The sequence below is a fragment of the Clostridium ljungdahlii DSM 13528 genome (assembly GCF_000143685.1).
Lineage (GTDB): Bacteria > Bacillota > Clostridia > Clostridiales > Clostridiaceae > Clostridium_B > Clostridium_B ljungdahlii.
In genome coordinates, this window is record NC_014328.1 from 1,145,940 (window position 1) to 1,165,431 (window position 19,492).

Genomic DNA, 19,492 nt, shown 5'->3' on the forward strand with positions numbered 1-19,492 from the left:
AAAAGATAACTTAGATATAATAATGGCATTAGTAGTTATTACAGTAGTGTTTATGATTATAATTCCAATGCCCGCAGGACTTTTAGATGTATTGATTTCATTTAATATAACATTATCTATAATAATTATACTTTTAACCTTGTTTACTACGGAAGTATTACAATTTTCTATATTTCCTACTTTACTTTTAATAACTACAATTTTTAGATTGGCTTTAAATATATCCTCTACAAGACTTATACTTAGAGATGGATATGCAGGGGAAGTTATAAATGCTTTTGGCAGCTTTGTAGTAGGAGACAATTATATAGTAGGAGTAATAATATTTTTGATTATAATTATCATACAGTTTGTTGTAATAACAAATGGTTCTGGCAGAGTTGCGGAAGTTTCTGCAAGATTTACTTTAGATGCAATGCCAGGAAAGCAAATGAGTATAGATGCAGATTTAAACTCTGGTTTAATTGATGAAAAAGGTGCTAAAGATAAGAGAGAAAAACTTCAAGAAGAAGCAAGCTTTTATGGAGCTATGGATGGTGCATCCAAATTTGTAAAAGGAGATGCTGTGGCATCGCTTTTAATTGTAGTAATAAATATAATAGCAGGTATTGTAATAGGTATAGTAATTAAAGGACTTGGAGCTTCTGAAGCTGCCCAAACTTATGCAAAGCTTAGTATAGGTGATGGACTTGTATCTCAGGTCCCAGCGCTGCTTATATCCACAGCTTCAGGTATACTTGTCACACGTTCAGGGAGTGCTGAAGGTTTTGGTACTCTTGCTATTAAGCAGTTGACGGGATTTCCTAAAGTAATAGCTATTGCAGGTGCAGTGCTGCTGTTTCTAGCTATAGTGCCTGGTCTTCCACATATAGCGTTCTTAATTTTATCAGTAGCTTGTATGATAGCTGCGTATATGCTTTACAAAGATGAAGTTCAGCATAATATGCAGCAGCAGGAAATAAAACAACAGGAAATAACTCAAATAGAAAATAAAGAGCCAGAAAATGTAATGAACTTAATATCTGTGGAACCTATGGAAGTGGAAATAGGTTATGGATTAATACCACTGGCAGATGAGAGTTCAGGAGGAGATCTACTTCAGAGGATAACCTCTGTAAGAAGGCAGTGTGCTATTGAAATGGGGATAGTAGTTCAACCGATTAGAATTAGGGATAATTTGCAGTTAAATACTAATAGTTATGTAATAAAAATAAGAGGTACAGTAATTGCAAAAGGAGAGCTTATGCCAAATATGCTTCTATGTATGGATCCTACTAATTCAAACAGTGATATTCAAGGAATAAGCACTACAGAACCATCTTTTGGACTACCTGCTATATGGATAAATAAAGATCAAAGAGAAGAAGCAGAAATAAAAGGACTTACGGTAGTGGATCCTACTACGGTTATGGTAACTCATCTTACAGAGTCAATTAAAAATCATTCTTATGAATTACTTGGGAGACAGGAAGTTAAGCTTATTGTGGATTCTGTGAAGGAAAAATATCCTACTGTAGTGGAGGAACTCATACCAGACCTTCTTACTATAGGAGAACTTCAAAAGGTGCTGCAAAATCTTTTAAGAGAAAGGGTTTCTATAAAGGATATGGTAACTATTATGGAATCTCTTGCGGACAATTCAAGAAATACAAAAGATATAGAAGTACTTACAGAGTATGTTAGATTTGCATTAGGAAGAAGTATATGCAATTCACTTATAGATGAAAATGGAGTTATAACAGTAGTTACTTTATCTAAACAATTAGAGGATTTGATAGGGAGCAATATTCAAAAGTCAATGCAGGGTTCTTTCCCGGCAGTAGATCCGGATACTACGAGTAAGATATTAAATTCAATTAAAAGTTTACTAGAATCAGTTTATTTTTATGAAAATCAACCTATAATTTTAGTTTCACCTAATATAAGGGCACCTTTTAGGAGATTAATTGAAATGGTATTTCCATCGGTAAATGTATTATCATTAAATGAAATACCAAATGATGTAGAGATAAAAACCGAAGGAGTGGTTTCAATATAATGATCATTAAAAGATACAAAGTCAATAATATGAATGAAGCTATTACGAGAATTAGGTATGAACTTGGAAAGGAAGCTGTAATAATAAGCCAGAGAAAAATAAGAAAACCTGGCATATTAGGTTTTTTCTCCAGAAAAATTTTAGAGGTAACTGCAGCCGTAGACAATAAGAAAAAAGAAAGCAATCGTGAAGCAGATATGCAGGATAGTATTGTAGCAATAAAAAAACTTGTAAATGATAAAATGAAAAATAACACCTTATGTAATGACGTAAAAGGTGATAAAATTATAGATAATGATGCTAAAGAAAATTACAATACATCGGAGTGTAATTATGAAAATAATATAGTGGATAAAAATAATGACTCTATTATAAAAGAAATGCAGCAGATGAAAGGCATGTTAAATGAAATGATGAAGGGTTCTTACGGTAATGTAGGAAAAAGTGCGTTTCAGATAAAGCTTGAAAATAGTGATTTCAACAGTAAAGTAGTTAACACAATTTTAAATAGAGTAAATATAATAGAAGATGATAGAGCTGAAGAGGAAAAGTTAAAAGAAGTAGTTACAAGTATGATAAAAGTAGAAGATAAAGTACTTGAAAATATAGTAGTATTAGTGGGACCTACTGGTGTCGGAAAAACTACTACTATTGCTAAACTTGCAGGTAAGCTTTCTCTTATTGAAAAGAAAAAAGTAGGACTTATAACTATAGATACTTATAGAATAGGTGCAGTGGAACAACTTAAAACTTATGCAGATATAATGAATATACCTTTTCAAGTAGTATTTACTATAAAGGACATGGGAAAAGCTATAGAGAATATGTCAGACTGTGATGTGATTTTAATAGATACTACAGGAAGAAGCAGTAAAAATAAGATGCAGATATCAGAACTTAGGGCATTTATAGATAAGGTAAATACGGACAATATACATTTAGTTATAAGTTGTACTACTAAAAATAGAGATATAGATGTGATAGTAGAGGGATACAAGGAGCTTAATTATAATAATGTGATAATAACTAAATTAGATGAAACATCTACTTATGGATCTATATTAAATATTTTACAAGCCGCAAAAAAACCTATAAGTTTTGTTACTACAGGACAAAATGTTCCAGAAGATATAAAGGTTATGAATACAGAGGAATTAGTTAAACTTGTACTTGGGGAGGATATTATATGCTAGACCAAGCTGAAGAGCTTAGAAAATTAGCTCAAGAGGACAAAAAGGCAAGAAAAGAAAAAGTACCTAGCAGTAAAAAGCCTAGGATAATAACTGTTACTTCTGGAAAAGGGGGAGTTGGAAAGAGTAATTTTGTAGTAAATGTATCTATAGCACTACAGAAGATGAAAAAAAATGTACTTATATTTGATGCAGATATGGGAATGGGTAATGACGATGTTTTAATGGGATGCTTACCTAAATATAGTGTATATGATGCCATATGTAAGAATAAAAATATAGAAGAGGTTATCATACAAGGACCTTTTGGAGTAAAATTACTTCCAGGTGGAAGAGGAATTTCAAAAATTGCAGATATAACAAAATCCCAGAAAAAAGAATTTATAAAAAAGGTATCTTTGCTAGAAGATTTGGATTATATAATATTAGATACAGGTGCTGGAATAAATAGAGATGTGCTAGGATTTATTGCCTGTTGTCAGGAACTTATTATAATTACTACACCAGAACCTACATCGCTTACGGATGCATATAGTTTAGCAAAAGCTGTAAGTTATTTTAAATTAAATGATTTTGTACAAGTAATTATAAACAAAGCTTCTAATGTTGAAGAAGGGCAGAAAACCTTTAATAAATTTAAGAGTGTAGTAGATAAATTTTTAAATGTGGAAATAAAATATCTCGGCTGCATATTAGAAGACAAAAAACTTGTTCAGGCAGTTAGAAATCAAGTACCATTTTTGATAAATTACCCCAACTCTCAAGCTTCTAAGGATATAAATTTAATAGCTAGCAAGTTGTCAGGAACTGAAATAGACAGCAGGAAAAGTAGTATACAGGATTTGTTTAAAAAGATTTTTAATACTTTTTCATAAGGAGAAGGAATAAGATGAATTCCAATATTGAGTTTACAGTTAATAGCAGAATTGAAATAGACGTGGACAATGAAATATATAAAAGTAATATTCAGGATGTGTCAGAGGATTGTATAAGTATAAGCATACCCGTAAACAATCATAAGTATATGCCTCTTTCAAAAGGTGAAAAGGTGCATGTTATATATTATGATGGGAAAAATGTATACAAATTTAGTACTGTGGTTGTAGGGCGTAAAATAGAGAGAATACTTATGATTATGTTGAAGAAACCTGAGAAAGTTCAAATTTGCCAAAGGCGGAATTTTGTAAGAGTACCTTTGATCTTAGATGTGCTGTGTGCCATGTTTCCTTTAGAAAAGGACTTATATCACTTAAATGATCAAGTTGAAGTGTTTAAAGCGTGTTCTGTAGACATGAGTGGCGGCGGAATGAAAATAGTAGTAGATGTAAAAATGAAAGATAAATTAAAACGTGGAGATATTATTATAGTGACGATTCCAATGGAAAATGACAGTTTAACTTTAAAAGGAAAACTAGTTAGAATTAGTAACAACAAGGATGAAAGTAAATTGACCTGTGGATTATCTTTTATAGATATGGACAAGAACAGTAGAGAAAGAATAATAAGGGTATTATTTCAAATTATGAGACAGCACATAAATAAAGGAGCAAAGGAGGATTAAAATATGGCTTTGGCGGATAAATTAGATATAAAAGAAGAATTGGTAAAAAAATATCTTCCTCTAGTAAAATACATTGCTTCTAGGGTTATAATAGGAAAGACCAAATACATTGAATATGAGGATTTAGTTAGTTATGGAATGTTAGGGCTTATTGATGCAATAAACAAGTTTGATAAAGACAGGGGAATGAAATTTTCTACTTATGCGTCAATAAGAATAAAAGGTTCTATGATAGATGAACTTAGGAGAAATAGCCCTATTTCTAAAGGCGCCATGGACAAGCTTAATAAATACAATGCAGCTATGGATTCCCTTCGTACTAAACTAGGAAGAGAGCCATCAAGTGAAGAAATAGCAAATGAACTAGGTATGCCCTTGAAAAAAATGATGGAAATTGAAAATTATATAAACTATATATCTATAGTATCTCTAGAAGATTTGATATTTTCTGAAGATGATGATATTCCACTTATGGGAACTGTAGAAGATACTAAAAGTCCAAGTCCAGAAAAAAGTCTGGAGAAAAAAGAAATGCTAGAATATTTAGCCAAAGCATTAGATCTTTTAAATGAAAAAGATAATTTAGTTATTACTCTATACTATTATGAAAAGTTGACTTTAAAGGAAATAGGTCATATATTAAATGTATCCGAGTCTAGGGTATGTCAACTTCACAGCAGAGCAATTTTACATTTAAGAAAAAACATGACTAAATTGAAGTATGTATAGAAATGTTTTTAAGAAGGAGAAAATTTTATGGTTCCAATCATATTGATTATAGCAGGAATACTTTTAGTAGTATTGAATTTTAATGCAGTACGTAAAGAGAAAAAATCTTTTCAAGACAAATTAAATGTAAAGCAAAATGAAATGGGAAACTGTGAACTGGAAATTGGCAAAATAAGAAAGGAATTTGCAGAAACTATACTTGAACTGCAAAAAGAAATTGAAGATTTAAAAAAACAGGGTAATCAGGATTTTCATGAAGTTATTTTATCTGAAGAGGCATTTGAAGGTTCAGAGGAAAAATTAGTAGAAGAAGAAATCAAAGACAATAATGAAGAGGAATCAGAAAAAAGTGAAAATTTAGATGAGGCTGTTGAAGAGGATGCAAATAATATTAAAATTGATGAAATAAGAGGACTATTGAAAGATAATATTTCTGTAAGTGATATCTCTGAGAAAACTGGTATTGGTAAGGGGGAAGTTCTATTAATAAAAGAATTGTATACAAAATAAAAATATTTTTTGATTTTTTTAGTGATAGAAAGATACTTATAGGTATAGGCATAGGTATTTTAATAACTACTTTTATAATGAGTGGTGTTAAGATCCAATATCAAATGAGTAAAAGTCAAATTGAGGATAAGGCAAGATCAATGGGAATGCATTATCCTGATGAAATGAAAGTTATGGATAAAGGAGGAAGCAAATGATTAGAAGTTTTTACTCTGCAGTATCTGGGATGATAACTCAAGAGGCAAAACAGGATGTTATAACAAATAACCTGGCAAATGCAAATACTGTAGGATTTAAGCAGGATGACCTTAGGGTGAAAAGCTTTAATGACATGCTTTTACAAAATTATGACAAAACAGAAGGAAATAGAAGTGTTAGAAATATAATAGGATCTATAAGTCTTGGAAGTGGAATTGATTCAGTTAAAACAGGCTTTACCCAAGGATCAATAGATTCTACAGGTGTGTCTACTGATTTTGCTATTGATGGAAGAGGATTTTTTACTGTTAGGGGACAGGATGGAAAAGAATATTATACGAGAGATGGACATTTTCACGTAAATACAAATGGAGTACTGGTAAATGATGCTGGAGACAGTGTTTTGGCAAGAAATACTAGGACAGGTGCTTTGGGTGAAATGAATGTGGGAAACGGGAATATGACCTCAGATGACCACGGAAATATAAATATAGATGGAACCCCAAGTTATAAGCTCTATACTGTGGATTTTAATGATTATAATACTTTGACAAAAGTGGGAGACAATCTATATACAGGAACAAATGCTGCAGAGACAAATGTTGTTGTAAGGCAGAAGTCACTTGAAAAATCTAATGTAAATATAGTAAATACAATGTCACAGTTGATGACTACTATGAGGTCTTTCGAAACTGATCAGAAAGCAGTTCAATCAATAGATGAAACTTTGGAGAAGCTAATAAATGAAGGTGGTAAAGTATGATTAATATAAAAGGGATGATTTTGTATGCTTAGAGCTATATGGAATAGTGTAAGTGCTATGAATGCACAGCAGGATAAGTTAAATAGTATATCCAATAATTTAGCAAATTCAGATACTGTAGGATATAAAAAAGAAAATGTAGAATTTAATGATCTAGTGTATGAAACTTTAAACAGAAAGGGATATCCTACTAATTCTAATGGAACAAATACGATAAATGGTACAGGGGTAAAGGCTACAGAATGGATTAGAGATAATGCTCAGGGTCCAATTCAACAAACAGGGCTAAAGACAGATATGGCTATAGACGGAGATGGATATTTTAAAGTAACTCTAGGGAATGGAACGGCAGCTTATGAGAGAGCAGGAAATTTTACTGTAGACAGAAATGGCAATTTGGTTGATAGTAATGGAAATAAGCTTGAAGTCAACCTTACAGCAGAGGGAAGTAGTTTGTTCAATTCAGGGACGGTATTTAAAGATAATAATTTTAAAGTAGATGAAAAAACTGGACAAATATACATGAATGTTGGTAATCAAAGTGTACTTTATGGAAAGATAAACATATATAATGCAGTAGGACAGGATGCCATGAAATCTATAGGAGATAATTTATATCAGCCAGCAAACAATGTGCAAATGAACATAAATACCAAAGCACATATTATCCAAGGTTCTCTGGAGCAGTCTAATGTAGATTTGGGAAGAGAAATGACAGATATGATAATGGCACAGAGATCTTTTGAACTTGCATCAAAAGGGCTTACTACTTCAGATGAAATGTGGGGACTCATAAACAGTATGAAGAGATAGAGAGTTTCTAATCATAAAGTCAACTTATACTCCGGATATTTTTTACAACCTTCAGCTCGTTAAATATTTTGATAAGGCTAAGCAAAAAATTTTAAAAAATGCTGAGAACTTTTGAAAACTCGTACCTCAAACAATTCAAAAGTTCTAGATTTTTTAAAAATTTTTCACTAAGTCTTATATACAAAATATTTAAAAGAGCTTCATTATTGTAAAAATATGCCTGCGTATAAGTTGATTTTTTAGTTAGAAAGTCTCATAAAATATCACTCTATATACATTTATTTTCAAGAATAACACTGTGCAAGATATTCTAGTTTGAAATTTGTTATTATATGATCTGTATAAGTCAACTTTCAACTGAGAAACTCTATAATTTTATGAAACATATGCAAGGTACATACATATAATGTACAGATGTAATATTTTCAGGAGGATCAGTGTTATGTATAGATGTCCTTTTATGGACCAAGATGAATATATGGAAGAAGATTATATGTATGATGGGGATATGGACTATCCTCAAAATATGTACTCCCCTGACTTTTATAGAATGTGCCCTATGTTTTTAAATGCTAGGAAGAATGCATATATGAGGTGCATGTACCCTACAAATTATATGCAGACACCAGCACCAACATATCCATATTATGATTCTGAAGAAAAAACGGAATATGTACCTTTTGATGAAAAATATGAAGATTTGGAAGAAGAAACAGAACGAAAGGAAGAAGATACAGAAGAAACAGAAGAAAAAGATACGGAAGACGAACAGGAGACTGTAGATGACAGTTATGGTGGTACAAGAATTAGAACTGTAGATATATCGGATATTCAGGATTAAAAAGAAAAATGGACTACTCAAAGCAATTTTAAAAAATTGCTATTGCAGTAGCCCTTTTATTTGTATTAAGACATGGCAGCAGTAAGAGGTGGTATAACCTGCTTTTTCCTTGATAGAATACCAGGAACATAAGCACCATTATCAGTTAAAGTTATGTTAAAGGCTTTAGAAACTACATCCTGTTTTTCACCTATGGCAATTAATTCAGATCCACCTTTTAATATATCTGTTACCATAAGAACTATAAGCCCATAATTTTCTTCTTTACATTTTGATTCCATAACCTTTATAATGTCTTTTCTAATGGATTTAAACCCTTCGGTATCCATAGTTGAGATCTGTCCAACACCTACTTTTACTTCTGAAATATTAAATGCTTTGAAATCTTGATTTAACAATTCTTCAGGAGTTTCTCCTTCAAGAGAAGAACCTGCTTTAAACATATCATTAGAGAAGGTTTCAGGATCTATTTCAGCTATAGCTGCTAATCTTCTAAGTATCATTTTGTCTAAATCTGTGGAAGTAGGTGATTTAAACAAAAGGGTATCTGAAATTATAGCAGAACATAAAAGTCCCGCAACTTTTTGAGATGGTCTTATACCATTTTCAAAAAATTTGGATGCAACTATAGTTGCTGTACAACCTACTGGCTCATTCCTAAAATATATAGGTGAACCAGTTTGGATATCTCCTACCTTGTGATGGTCTAATATTTCAAGTATTTCTGCATCCTCCAATCCTAAAACAGATTGGGATTTTTCATTGTGATCTACAAGTATTACTTTCTTTTTGTTTTGTGATATTAAATGATATCTAGACATACTTCCAATAACTTTATTTTCTAAGTTTACTACAGGATAACTCCTGTATCTGGTTTGAAGCATAACTTCTCGTACGTCTTCTATTAAGTCATTTGTCTTGAAGCAAACTAAGTTATCTTTTTTCATCACATATCCTATAGGAATACTTTGAGGTATTAGCCTAGCAGTTGTAAAAGTGTCATAAGGGGTAACTATAATGGAACAATTAACTTTTTTTGCTTTTTCCAGTATATCATCATTTACTGTATGATTTCCTGTTATTATCATAAGTGAAGCTTTGGAATCAAGTATAATATCCTGTGCGTCTACCCTGTCACCACATATAACTATGTCCCCTTCTTCTATGAATTCACAGATACTTTCTGGCTGCATTGCAGCAATTATAACTTTTCCTGTAAATTTGATGTTTTCATTGGAAGCATAAGCACACTTGGCTGATAATGTATCCAGTATATTTTCAAGGGTAGTGCCGCTTTTTTGAATTACGTTAGAATCCCATATGTCCATATAACAGGAAGTTATATTGGATTGAGATGCAACACCTATTAATTTATCATCTCCATCTACTACAGGGAGAGTTTTAACATTATTTTTACTTATCATTGACCAAGCTGTTTTTATGGAGGTTTCAGGTGATATAGGATTTACATTATCAATATCTAAATCAGAAATCTGAGGTTTAACATTTTCCATTAGTTTTGGTGGGGTAACTTTAAAGTAATCAAGTACAAATTGAGTTTCTTTATTTAGTTCTCCTAACCGTATAGGAATTGTTGTAACTCCTATTTTATTTTTAAATTCAGAATAAGCTATTGCAGAACATATAGAATCTGTATCTGGATTCTTATGTCCTGTAATATATACAACATCGTTCATAATTTTTCCTCCTAAGTGTATATATATGAATAATATATCTATTTACAAAAGTAATGTTACCAATACACATAATATTATAGCAAAAAATCACTTAATTATCTATATATAGGGTTATAATCAAAATTAACTTATACAGGTCATGAAATTTTGTCAGTATATTTTATGTATAAATTTAAAATTCAAATAAAAACTCTATATTGATTATATCCAAATATCATTAAAATTAACATGCAAATACATAGTGAGCAATGAATTAACTGTCATAATAGAATATAAAGGGGGCATATATTTAATTAACGTAGAGAAAATAAATGCCTTGGAGGGATAAGATTGATTAATGAAAGGGAGTTAGAAAGTGGTTTAACTCAAGTTGAGGCAGAGAGAAGGCTTAAAAAATATGGAGCCAATGTACTTAAAAAGAAAAAAAGGGTGTCTCCTATAAAAATATTTATTTCGCAGTTTAATGATTTTATAACCTGGATACTTATAGTAGCTACAATTATATCCGGATTTATGGGAGAAAAGGCAGATGCAATAACTATACTAATTATTGTAATTATGAATTCTATACTAGGTTTTGTACAGGAATTTAAGACAGAAAAATCTTTAGAAGCATTGAAAGAAATGGCATCCCCTACTTCAAAGGTTATAAGGGATGGAAAAGTGAAGGTTATAAATTCAGGAGAACTAGTAATAGGTGATGTGATACTTCTGGAAACAGGGGATAAGGTTCCAGCAGATTGCATTTTACTTTCTATTGGAAATTTCATGGTAGACGAATCCCTTTTGACTGGTGAATCTGTAGGAGTGGAAAAAGATAGTGGAGACAAGAATAATTCACTATACATGGGGACTATAGTGGTAAAAGGTAAGGGAAGAGCAAAAGTTGTAGAGACAGGTATGAAGACGGAAATGGGAAAAATAGCAGGTATGCTTCAGGACATTGAAAAGGAAAGGTCTCCTCTTAAAGAAAAGCTTGCTTCACTTGGAAAAGTACTTGTAGTCATGTGTATTGCTATATGTATTATAGTTACATTGACTGGAGTATGGAGAGGTCAAGACAAATATGAGATGTTTTTAGTAGGAGTTAGTTTAGCTGTAGCTGCTATTCCAGAAGGTCTTGCAGCTATAGTAACAGTAGCACTGGCTCTTGGAGTATCTAGAATGTTAAAGAGAAATGCATTAATAAGAAAATTACCTGCAGTGGAAACACTTGGATGTACTTCAGTCATTTGCAGTGATAAGACAGGAACTCTTACTGAAAATAGGATGACTGTAAAGGCTCTTTATTTTAATGGAAGGGTACACAGGATAGGAAAGGATATTTTACCAGAGAATATTTTTATGAAAAAAGCTTTTACATATTGTAACGATTGTGATTTTGATATGAAAAGAGCAGATATTTCAGGGGCGGTTATTGGAGATCCTACGGAAGTAGCACTTATAAAGGCTTTTTTCAAAGATATTAAAACTTTAAAAACCTTTTTAGGAAAGGCCAGGAGAACTTATGATATACCTTTTGATTCTGATAGAAAAATGATGTCTGTTATAATGAAAGAAGGTTCAAGAAAGATAGGTTATGTGAAAGGAGCACCGGAGAGAGTTATAAGAAGGTGTAAATATATATTAGATGGAAGTGAAGTACGAATTTTTACTTCAAATGATAAAAATAAGGCTCTGAAAGCAGTGGAAAAAATGTCTTTTGATGCCTTAAGGTGTATAGCAGGTGCCTACAAAGACAAAGAAGTAGTGCCAGGTAAGTCTTTGGAGGAGAATTTAATATTCATAGGTGTAGCGGGAATTATAGATCCACCTAGAAAGGAAGCAAAAGAAGCAGTATTAAAATGTAAATTAGCAGGTATAAGGCCAATTATGATAACTGGAGATCACAAGAATACAGCTTTTGCTATCGGAAAAGAACTGGACATATGTAAACATGAATCAGAGGTTATAACTGGAGAAGAATTAGACAAGCTGAGTGATAGACAGCTTGCAGTTAAAATACAAGATATATCCATATTTGCAAGAGTTAATCCAGGTCATAAACTTAGAATAGTAAAAGCCTTTAAAGCTAAAGGTAATATTGTAGCTATGACTGGAGATGGAGTAAATGATGCACCTGCAGTAAAAGAAGCGGATATAGGAATTTGCATGGGAATTGCAGGTACAGATGTAACAAAGGAGGCTTCTTCTATGATACTACTTGACGATAATTTTGCTACTATAGTATCTGCTGTAGAGGAAGGAAGAGTCATATATGATAATATAAGAAAGTTTATAAGGTATCTTTTATCTTGCAATTTAGGAGAGGTTCTAACCATGTTTCTTACTTCTATTTTTTATTTAGATACTCCACTTTTGCCGATACAAATACTAATGGTAAATTTAGCTACTGATGGTCTTCCTGCTATAGCTCTTGGAGTTGACCCAGCTCAAGGAGATATAATGAGGGGCAAGCCTAGAGCTAAAAATGAAAGTATATTTGCACGAGGATTAAGTGAAAAAATTATTGTGAGGGGAGCACTTATTGGAGTGTGCACAGTGCTTGCTTTTGTAATAGGATTATATCTAGGCTTTGGACTTAAAACATCCAGAACTATAGCACTTTGTACTCTAATAATGTCACAACTTATACATGTGTTTGAATGTAGATCAGAAAATCATTCACTGTTTGAGATAAATTTATTTACAAATGTTTATCTTTTAGCAGCAGTTGCTACATCTATTACTATGGTTTTATGCATACTTTACTTGCCATTTTTACGTGGAGTTTTTCATACATCTGCACTTAGAATTTCACAGTGGGCAATAGTTTTGTTTTTCTCTGGGATAATTGCATTTTTAAACAGTCTTTACTTATACTTTAAATAAAAAAATAGAATTGCTTTTAAGCAATTCTATTTTTTTTTTATTTAAATCTTTGAACTTTTTGAACTTTAGGTATTTTCCCTTCTATAGGAATTAAGTCCTTTTTTGTGGTCATATTTCGTATATTTATAAGTTCTACGCTTTCTCTATTCTCTTTTCCTCTTTTTCCTTTGAGTCCTTGAACTAAAACCAGATTGCCTTGATGTATAGATATAAAATCAGGCTTCTTAAACCACCTTTTTTTAATATAAGAGCATTTTACTATGTTTCTGCTTCTATCAGGTCTTACTAAAAGTGTTACTGTTAATTTATTAAATATCCATAATATAGCTTTTTTACTAATTTTGACAGATACAACAGTACCTTGAACCTGAGTTAACCTGTCACCATACTTTTTTAAATAAGATTTTGTGTAATATTGAGCAATTTTCTCCTTAAAACTCATGTATATACTAACTCCTTTGTTACTTTATTTTGTTTATACGATTATTAGAAATAACAGACAAAATTTGATTATATTATACCATAGTATATTTATTTTTGAAACATACCTATAATTTTTAGTATGTTTTTTATATGAGGTTGATATACTTATTTTTTTATTTTCGTTCCTAAATAAACTTTTTAAGAATACTATTATATTAGACTAAGTATACAAGGAGAATGAAATATGAATTATAGGGAATTACCTAAAGACCAAATCATATATGATTTTAAGTTGGATGATATTGATTTTAGCGAAGATGATAGAGATGATTTAAATAGAAATGTTAATTATATGCCTGAGTATAGTAGAGTATATGAAAATATGAGAGATGCATTAACAATAGATAAACAAGGATATAATGTTTATCTTATAGATGAATTTTCAAAAGATAAACTTAAAAATATTAAGAAATTTATAAATGAAACTATGAAAGATAAAATAGAACTTCAGGATATATGCTATATAGTTATGAAAGATATTAAAAATCCTAAAGTGTTGTTTTTAAGATCCGGAAAAGGTAAAAAGCTAAAAAATATGCTAAAGAAAATACAAAATATATATGCTAATTCTACTTATGAATTTTACAATGGATACGAGGACAAACAAAAAAAATTATTGGTGCAAAACATTCAAAAAAAACGAAGTTATTTAATAAATAAAATTGTAGAAATGTCTAAAAATGAAGGCTTTTCATTAAAAATTACGGAAAGTGGTTTTAGTTTTGTTCCTTTAAAAGAAAATGGGAAAATGATGAATGAGATAGAGTATGAGTCTTTAGATTTAGAAAAAAAGGAACAAATGGTGAACAAAGTAAATACACTTAAGATTCATGCAGAGAGGATATTAGATAAATTAAAAGATATGGAATCCTATGAAATGGAAAAGATTAAAATCCTTATAGATGAACATTATAAAAAAGATACAAAGAAGTTAAAGGAAGAATATTTTAACGTATTTAGTAAGGATAATAAGGCCTTAGAATTTTTAAGCAATATATGTAACAATATAGAAAGTGAAATTAAAGAGATATATTCTATAAACTATGAAGATGATGTAGATAATATACGGAATATAATATATAGGTATTCTGTGAATGTACTCGTAGATAATAGTGATAACGACAAATTACCTATAGTGTTTGAAGAAGACCCGTCTATAAATAATTTACTTGGAAGCATAGAATATGAAAATAAAAATGGGACTTATGTTACTGATCCAAGCCTCATTAGGCCAGGATCACTTTTAAAGGCAAATGGTGGGATATTAGTACTTCGAGTTAGTAGTCTTTTAAGTAATAAAGGAGCATATTACTATTTAAAAAAGTCTATTATAAGTGGTAAAGTTGACTTGAATTATAATAGAGGATATTTAGAGTTATTGTCGTTAAGTGGATTAAAACCAGAACCTATAGAGTTTAATGAAAAAATAATACTTATAGGAGATTACCATACCTATGATTTACTTTATACTTATGATGAAGATTTTAAAAAGATTTTTAGAATAAGAGCTGAGTCCAAATCTATTTTACAGATGGATAGGGATGCAAAAAAAGCTTTCTTATATAAAGTGCTTTCTATATGTAAAAACAATAAATTGCATCCTGCGGATGAGGGAGCTGTAAAGGAGCTAGCAAAATTTTTATCCAGAAAAGCTGAAAATAGAGATAAATTATTTATGGATGACTATGATCTAGAAAGAATTTTAATAATTTCAGACAAAAGAGTCTGTGAGGATCATAGAGATTTTATAAATGAAGAAGATATCACAAATACGGCTTATAAAGAAGAAATTATAGAGGGTCAGGTAGTGGATTCTTACACAGAAGGTCAGATATTTATAGACGTAAAGGGTAAAACGGTGGGACAGGTAAATGCCCTGTCGATAATCGATACAGGGTACTTTAATTTTGGAAAGCCCATAAGAATAACTTGCTCGTGTTACAAGGGTAATGGAAATATTATAGATATCCAGAAAGAGAGTGATTTAAGTGGAAAAATTCATAACAAGGCAATAAATATATTAAAGGGACATGTTAAAAATTTAAGCGGTGGTTATAATAGAGTACCTGTGGATTTTTATTTAAGCTTTGAACAAATATATGGAAGAGTAGATGGAGATAGTGCTTCCGTAGCAGAGTTAGTTAGTATTATATCTGCACTTACGAAAATAAGTATAAAACAAAATATAGCTGTAACAGGTTCCATAAATCAGTTTGGAGAAATACAACCTATAGGAGGAGTAAATGAAAAAATAGAGGGCTTCTTTAAAATATGTAAAGTATTAGATACTACAAAAGGGAAGGGTGTACTCATTCCAAAGTCTAATGCAAGCAGCTTAGCATTAAAAAGTGAAGTGGAAAAGGAAATAACAGATGGCAATTTTCATATTTATATTATGTCTAATTTAAAAGATGCAGTGGAAATTCTTATGGGAGAAAATTATGATAATGTAATTCATGAAGCTAGGAAGGAGCTAAAAAAATATTATAAAAATAAAGAACAATAGGAAAATTCCTAAAAGATAACGACTTCTTGAAGCACTAAGAAGCTTGTTAATAAGCATCAGATGAAGTTAAAATTCCATCTGATGCCAAGAATTATGCTTATGATTTTATTTCCTCATTAGAAGAAGAAAGTTGATTTCTATTTCTTATAAATAGAGTTGCTATTAAAGCGATGATTACAAATAAAGTACACAGCATCAGTGTATAATCAAAAGCATCTGAGTATGCCTGACGACTTACTAGTTTTACAAGGGTACTTTTAGCTTGGACCTGCTTATCTACTGTAGATAGTCCAATCTGTGAAAGCCTTTGCTGAATTTGGCTTAAAAGATTTAAAGCTGTATTGTTAAAAGGAGTTATTTGTTCTGAAAGCTTATGGTAATATATTTCTGCTACTTTGATTTGAGATATTTTTGCATTGATTTTAGCAGATACATTAGAAGAGGTATTTGCTGCAATTTTTCCACCAAAGAGGTATATGTCTTGGGATGATGAAGTAGAATTTTTTTGTTAGACGAATCTAAACTGCCATTGTGAGAAGAGCATCCAATAAGTAATAAAGGACATATTAATAATATTAATATTAGCTTTTTCATTTTTATCCTCCTTAAATTAAAAATTATGTATTATAGAGATATATGTTTTAAACAATGTTTGATAATACATAGTTATTTTAGGAGGGCATTAAATGAAATATAATTCAAAAGATATTCCAAATGCTAAGGACCGAATATTGAATTCTACTCTTTATATTATTGGAAAAGAAGGATTTCAAAATGTTACTATAAGAAAAATAGCAGCGGCAGCTGATGTTAATGTAGCGTCAATTAATTATTATTTTGGTTCAAAGGAAGGTGTAATTAACGAGGCGTTAAAATGTCTTACCAGTAAATTTATGAGTTCTTTTGAAATTCTCGAAAATAAGCAGATTACACCAATAGATAGACTTAGGAATTTCCTTAGGAGTTACTCTGATGCTAGCGTTGAGTATCCAGATGTATTTAGAAATTTTGTCAATCAACTTATTATATATAAGGATGACTTGAAATTTGATTATATTAAATTTATTGAAGATGAAAGAGTCTTTAAGATAAAAGATATTTTATCCGAAGTTACGGGAATTAAAGATGAAGAAAAATTATCTATGATGGTACTGCAGGGAATTGCTAGTTTAATTTTTCCTGTAATATCTGATAACCAAACAAGAAAATTTTCTAATTTAAATTATAAGGATAAAAATGTAAGGCATAAATATATAGATGTGTTAATTAAGTCACTTCAAGGCAACAGTATATAATGTAAGATTCACGATGCACAATTCACAATTGTATTAAGTTCCTATTCTCTGCTAGAAATTTGTATTGTAATATATAAAAAAAGAACAAAATGTTTTAACATTTTGTTCCTAAATTATTAACTATGCATTATAAGTTTTGCACTGTGAAATTATTTATTGCCTAAACATTGAACCTAAAGTTAACTACATCTCCATCCTGCATAATGTAGTCTTTTCCTTCCAATCTATAGCATCCCTTTTCTTTTGCAGAAGTCTCGGAGCCGCATTCCACAAGCTTGTCGTAGGATACAATTTCAGCTCGTATGAATCCCTTTTGTATATCAGTGTGTATTTTGCCTGCAGCTTCCGGAGCTTTAGTGCCTTTCTTTATGGTCCATGCTCTTACTTCTTTTTCTCCAGCAGTTAAAAAGCTCATAAGACCAAGCAGCTTATAGCTGCTGTTTATCAATTTATCCAGGCCAGCTTCATTTAAACCATATTCCTTTAGCATCTCGAGTCTTTCATCATCTTCTAGAGAAGAAAGTTCTTCTTCTATTTTGGCAGAAATTATTACTACTTCTGAGCCTTCTACTTTTGCATATTCTTGTACTTTCTTTACAAAATCATTTTCCAAATTTCCAGAAGTTAAGTCATCTTCAGAAATATTGGCTACATAGAGTACAGGTTTAGTTGTAAGCAAAAAGAAGCTTTTAACAAGTTCGGCTTCATCTTCATTTAGATCTAGAGTTCTTACAGGATTACCTTCCTCCAGATGTTTTTTTACTTTTAACATAATTTCATATTCAACTTTTGATTCTTTATCTCCACTTTTCGCAAGTTTCGACACTTTTTCAATTCTTCTGTCCATTACTTCTAAATCTGAAAATATAAGCTCTAAGTTTATGGTTTCAATATCACGAATAGGATCCACACTGCCATCTACATGGACAATATTATCATCTTCAAAACATCTAACCACATGTACTATAGCTTCTACTTCTCTTATATGAGATAAAAACTTATTTCCAAGGCCTTCTCCTTTGCTAGCACCTTTTACAAGTCCTGCTATATCGTAAAATTCAATAGCTGTATATACCTTTTTCTTTGAATTGTACATTTTTTCAAGTACATCTAATCTTTTATCTGGTACACTAACCACTCCTACATTTGGTTCTATAGTACAGAATGGATAATTGGCAGATTCTGCACCTGCCTTTGTTATTGCATTAAATAGGGTGCTTTTGCCAACGTTTGGCAAACCCACAATTCCAAGTTTCATCTATGTACATTCCCTTCTTAAAATATAATTAACTGGCGTAAAATTCATCTAAATTATACTCTACAGAGCATATTATTTCAATAAATGTAGTGAATATAAACTAATTCTGATGGTCGGTAGAAGGAGATGAAAAAAATTGATGAAAAAATAAATTTAATAGACTTAAAAAAAATATTAAAAGTCTATTAAAAAAGAGGAAATTTTATGTTAATATAGAATAAGTAATTTGGTGGATTAAAGTGGTTAAAAGTGGAGCGTAATAGCAGTAAGAGGTGTAATGATGTTTTTAGGTGAGTATGAACATTCACTAGATAGTAAAAATAGAATAATTATACCTTCTAAATTTAGAGAAGAATTAGGAAACAAATTTATTTTGACTAAAGGTTTAGATAGTTGTCTTTATGCTTTCCCACTTTGCGAATGGCATTTACTTGAAGAAAAGTTAAAGAAACTTCCACTTACTAATAAAAATGCCAGAGTTTTTGTAAGATTTTTTTTCTCCGGGGCAAATGAAATGGAACCTGATAAGCAAGGGAGAATTTTAATACCTCAGACACTCCTAGAATATGCAGCTATAAATAAGGAAATAGTAAGCATAGGAGTATCTAGCAGAATAGAGATATGGAGTAAAGAAAATTGGATAGAATACAATAATTTAAATATAAATTTTGACAATATAGCGGAACAAATGAATGAACTTGGAATATAAGCATCTTCAAAAAAATATCCGTCATATCTT

At 30.9% G+C, this 19,492-nt stretch carries 16 protein-coding genes; 13 read left to right on the forward strand and 3 right to left on the reverse strand.

Annotation, left to right across the window (positions count from 1 at the left end; all coding sequences use genetic code 11):
- Nucleotides 1-22 precede the first annotated feature (22 nt).
- The 9 genes from flhA to CLJU_RS22540 all read left to right on the forward strand — a co-directional run bounded on the left by flhA (nt 23) and on the right by CLJU_RS22540 (nt 8,643).
- Complete coding sequence (gene flhA / locus CLJU_RS05090) at nt 23-2,038, forward strand: flagellar biosynthesis protein FlhA (protein ID WP_406541100.1); 2,016 nt, start codon at nt 23-25, stop codon at nt 2,036-2,038.
- The gene (gene flhF / locus CLJU_RS05095; protein WP_013237703.1) at nt 2,038-3,231 is read left to right on the forward strand and encodes a flagellar biosynthesis GTPase FlhF; all 1,194 of its coding nucleotides are present in this window, start codon (nt 2,038-2,040) and stop codon (nt 3,229-3,231) included. Before flhA ends, flhF begins: the two co-directional genes overlap by 1 nt.
- Nucleotides 3,225-4,103: a MinD/ParA family protein gene (locus CLJU_RS05100; protein ID WP_013237704.1), complete on the forward strand. Its 879-nt coding sequence runs from the start codon at nt 3,225-3,227 to the stop codon at nt 4,101-4,103. The genes flhF and CLJU_RS05100 overlap by 7 nt, the downstream gene beginning before the upstream one ends.
- A 14-nt stretch (nt 4,104-4,117) precedes the next feature.
- Entirely contained in the window at nt 4,118-4,789 is a 672-nt protein-coding gene (locus CLJU_RS05105) for a flagellar brake protein (protein WP_013237705.1), read from the forward strand.
- A gap of 3 nt (nt 4,790-4,792) precedes the next feature.
- Entirely contained in the window at nt 4,793-5,518 is a 726-nt protein-coding gene (locus CLJU_RS05110) for a FliA/WhiG family RNA polymerase sigma factor (RefSeq protein WP_013237706.1), read from the forward strand.
- A gap of 27 nt (nt 5,519-5,545) precedes the next feature.
- On the forward strand, nt 5,546-6,028 hold the full coding sequence (locus CLJU_RS05115; RefSeq protein WP_013237707.1) for a hypothetical protein: 483 nt from the start codon (nt 5,546-5,548) through the stop codon (nt 6,026-6,028).
- Between the two features lie 193 nt (nt 6,029-6,221).
- Nucleotides 6,222-6,989 carry a flagellar basal-body rod protein FlgG gene (locus CLJU_RS05120; RefSeq protein WP_013237709.1) on the forward strand — a complete coding sequence of 256 codons (768 nt, stop codon included), beginning with the start codon at nt 6,222-6,224 and terminating at the stop codon, nt 6,987-6,989.
- 24 nt (nt 6,990-7,013) lie between these two features.
- Nucleotides 7,014-7,802, forward strand: coding sequence for a flagellar basal-body rod protein FlgG (locus tag CLJU_RS05125; RefSeq protein WP_013237710.1), 789 nt, complete (start codon nt 7,014-7,016; stop codon nt 7,800-7,802).
- A 442-nt stretch (nt 7,803-8,244) separates the two neighbouring features.
- Nucleotides 8,245-8,643 carry a hypothetical protein gene (locus CLJU_RS22540; protein WP_013237711.1) on the forward strand — a complete coding sequence of 133 codons (399 nt, stop codon included), beginning with the start codon at nt 8,245-8,247 and terminating at the stop codon, nt 8,641-8,643.
- 65 nt (nt 8,644-8,708) lie between these two features.
- On the opposite strand, the gene CLJU_RS05135 is transcribed toward CLJU_RS22540, so the two are convergent.
- Complete coding sequence (locus tag CLJU_RS05135) at nt 8,709-10,340, reverse strand: putative manganese-dependent inorganic diphosphatase (RefSeq protein WP_013237712.1); 1,632 nt, start codon at nt 10,338-10,340, stop codon at nt 8,709-8,711.
- A 330-nt stretch (nt 10,341-10,670) separates the two neighbouring features.
- Here CLJU_RS05135 and CLJU_RS05140 point away from each other — a divergent pair, with 330 nt between their 5' ends.
- Complete coding sequence (locus CLJU_RS05140; RefSeq protein WP_013237713.1) at nt 10,671-13,211, forward strand: calcium-translocating P-type ATPase, PMCA-type; 2,541 nt, start codon at nt 10,671-10,673, stop codon at nt 13,209-13,211.
- Between the two features lie 37 nt (nt 13,212-13,248).
- On the opposite strand, the gene CLJU_RS05145 is transcribed toward CLJU_RS05140, so the two are convergent.
- Complete coding sequence (locus CLJU_RS05145) at nt 13,249-13,653, reverse strand: hypothetical protein (RefSeq protein ID WP_013237714.1); 405 nt, start codon at nt 13,651-13,653, stop codon at nt 13,249-13,251.
- Nucleotides 13,654-13,878: 225 nt separating this feature from the next.
- Here CLJU_RS05145 and CLJU_RS05150 point away from each other — a divergent pair, with 225 nt between their 5' ends.
- Together CLJU_RS05150 and CLJU_RS05160 are read left to right on the forward strand one after the other, a co-directional pair.
- A complete protein-coding gene (locus CLJU_RS05150) occupies nt 13,879-16,200 on the forward strand; it encodes an AAA family ATPase (RefSeq protein WP_013237715.1) in 2,322 nt (773 codons plus the stop codon).
- Nucleotides 16,201-16,886: 686 nt separating this feature from the next.
- Complete coding sequence (locus tag CLJU_RS05160) at nt 16,887-17,495, forward strand: TetR/AcrR family transcriptional regulator (protein WP_013237716.1); 609 nt, start codon at nt 16,887-16,889, stop codon at nt 17,493-17,495.
- Between the two features lie 160 nt (nt 17,496-17,655).
- On the opposite strand, the gene ychF is transcribed toward CLJU_RS05160, so the two are convergent.
- Nucleotides 17,656-18,753, reverse strand: a complete 1,098-nt coding sequence (gene ychF / locus CLJU_RS05165; protein WP_013237717.1) for a redox-regulated ATPase YchF — start codon at nt 18,751-18,753, stop codon at nt 17,656-17,658.
- A 280-nt stretch (nt 18,754-19,033) separates the two neighbouring features.
- Between ychF and mraZ the strand changes: the two genes are divergently transcribed.
- The gene (gene mraZ / locus CLJU_RS05170; protein WP_013237718.1) at nt 19,034-19,462 is read left to right on the forward strand and encodes a division/cell wall cluster transcriptional repressor MraZ; all 429 of its coding nucleotides are present in this window, start codon (nt 19,034-19,036) and stop codon (nt 19,460-19,462) included.
- The last annotated feature ends 30 nt before the right edge of the window (nt 19,463-19,492 follow it).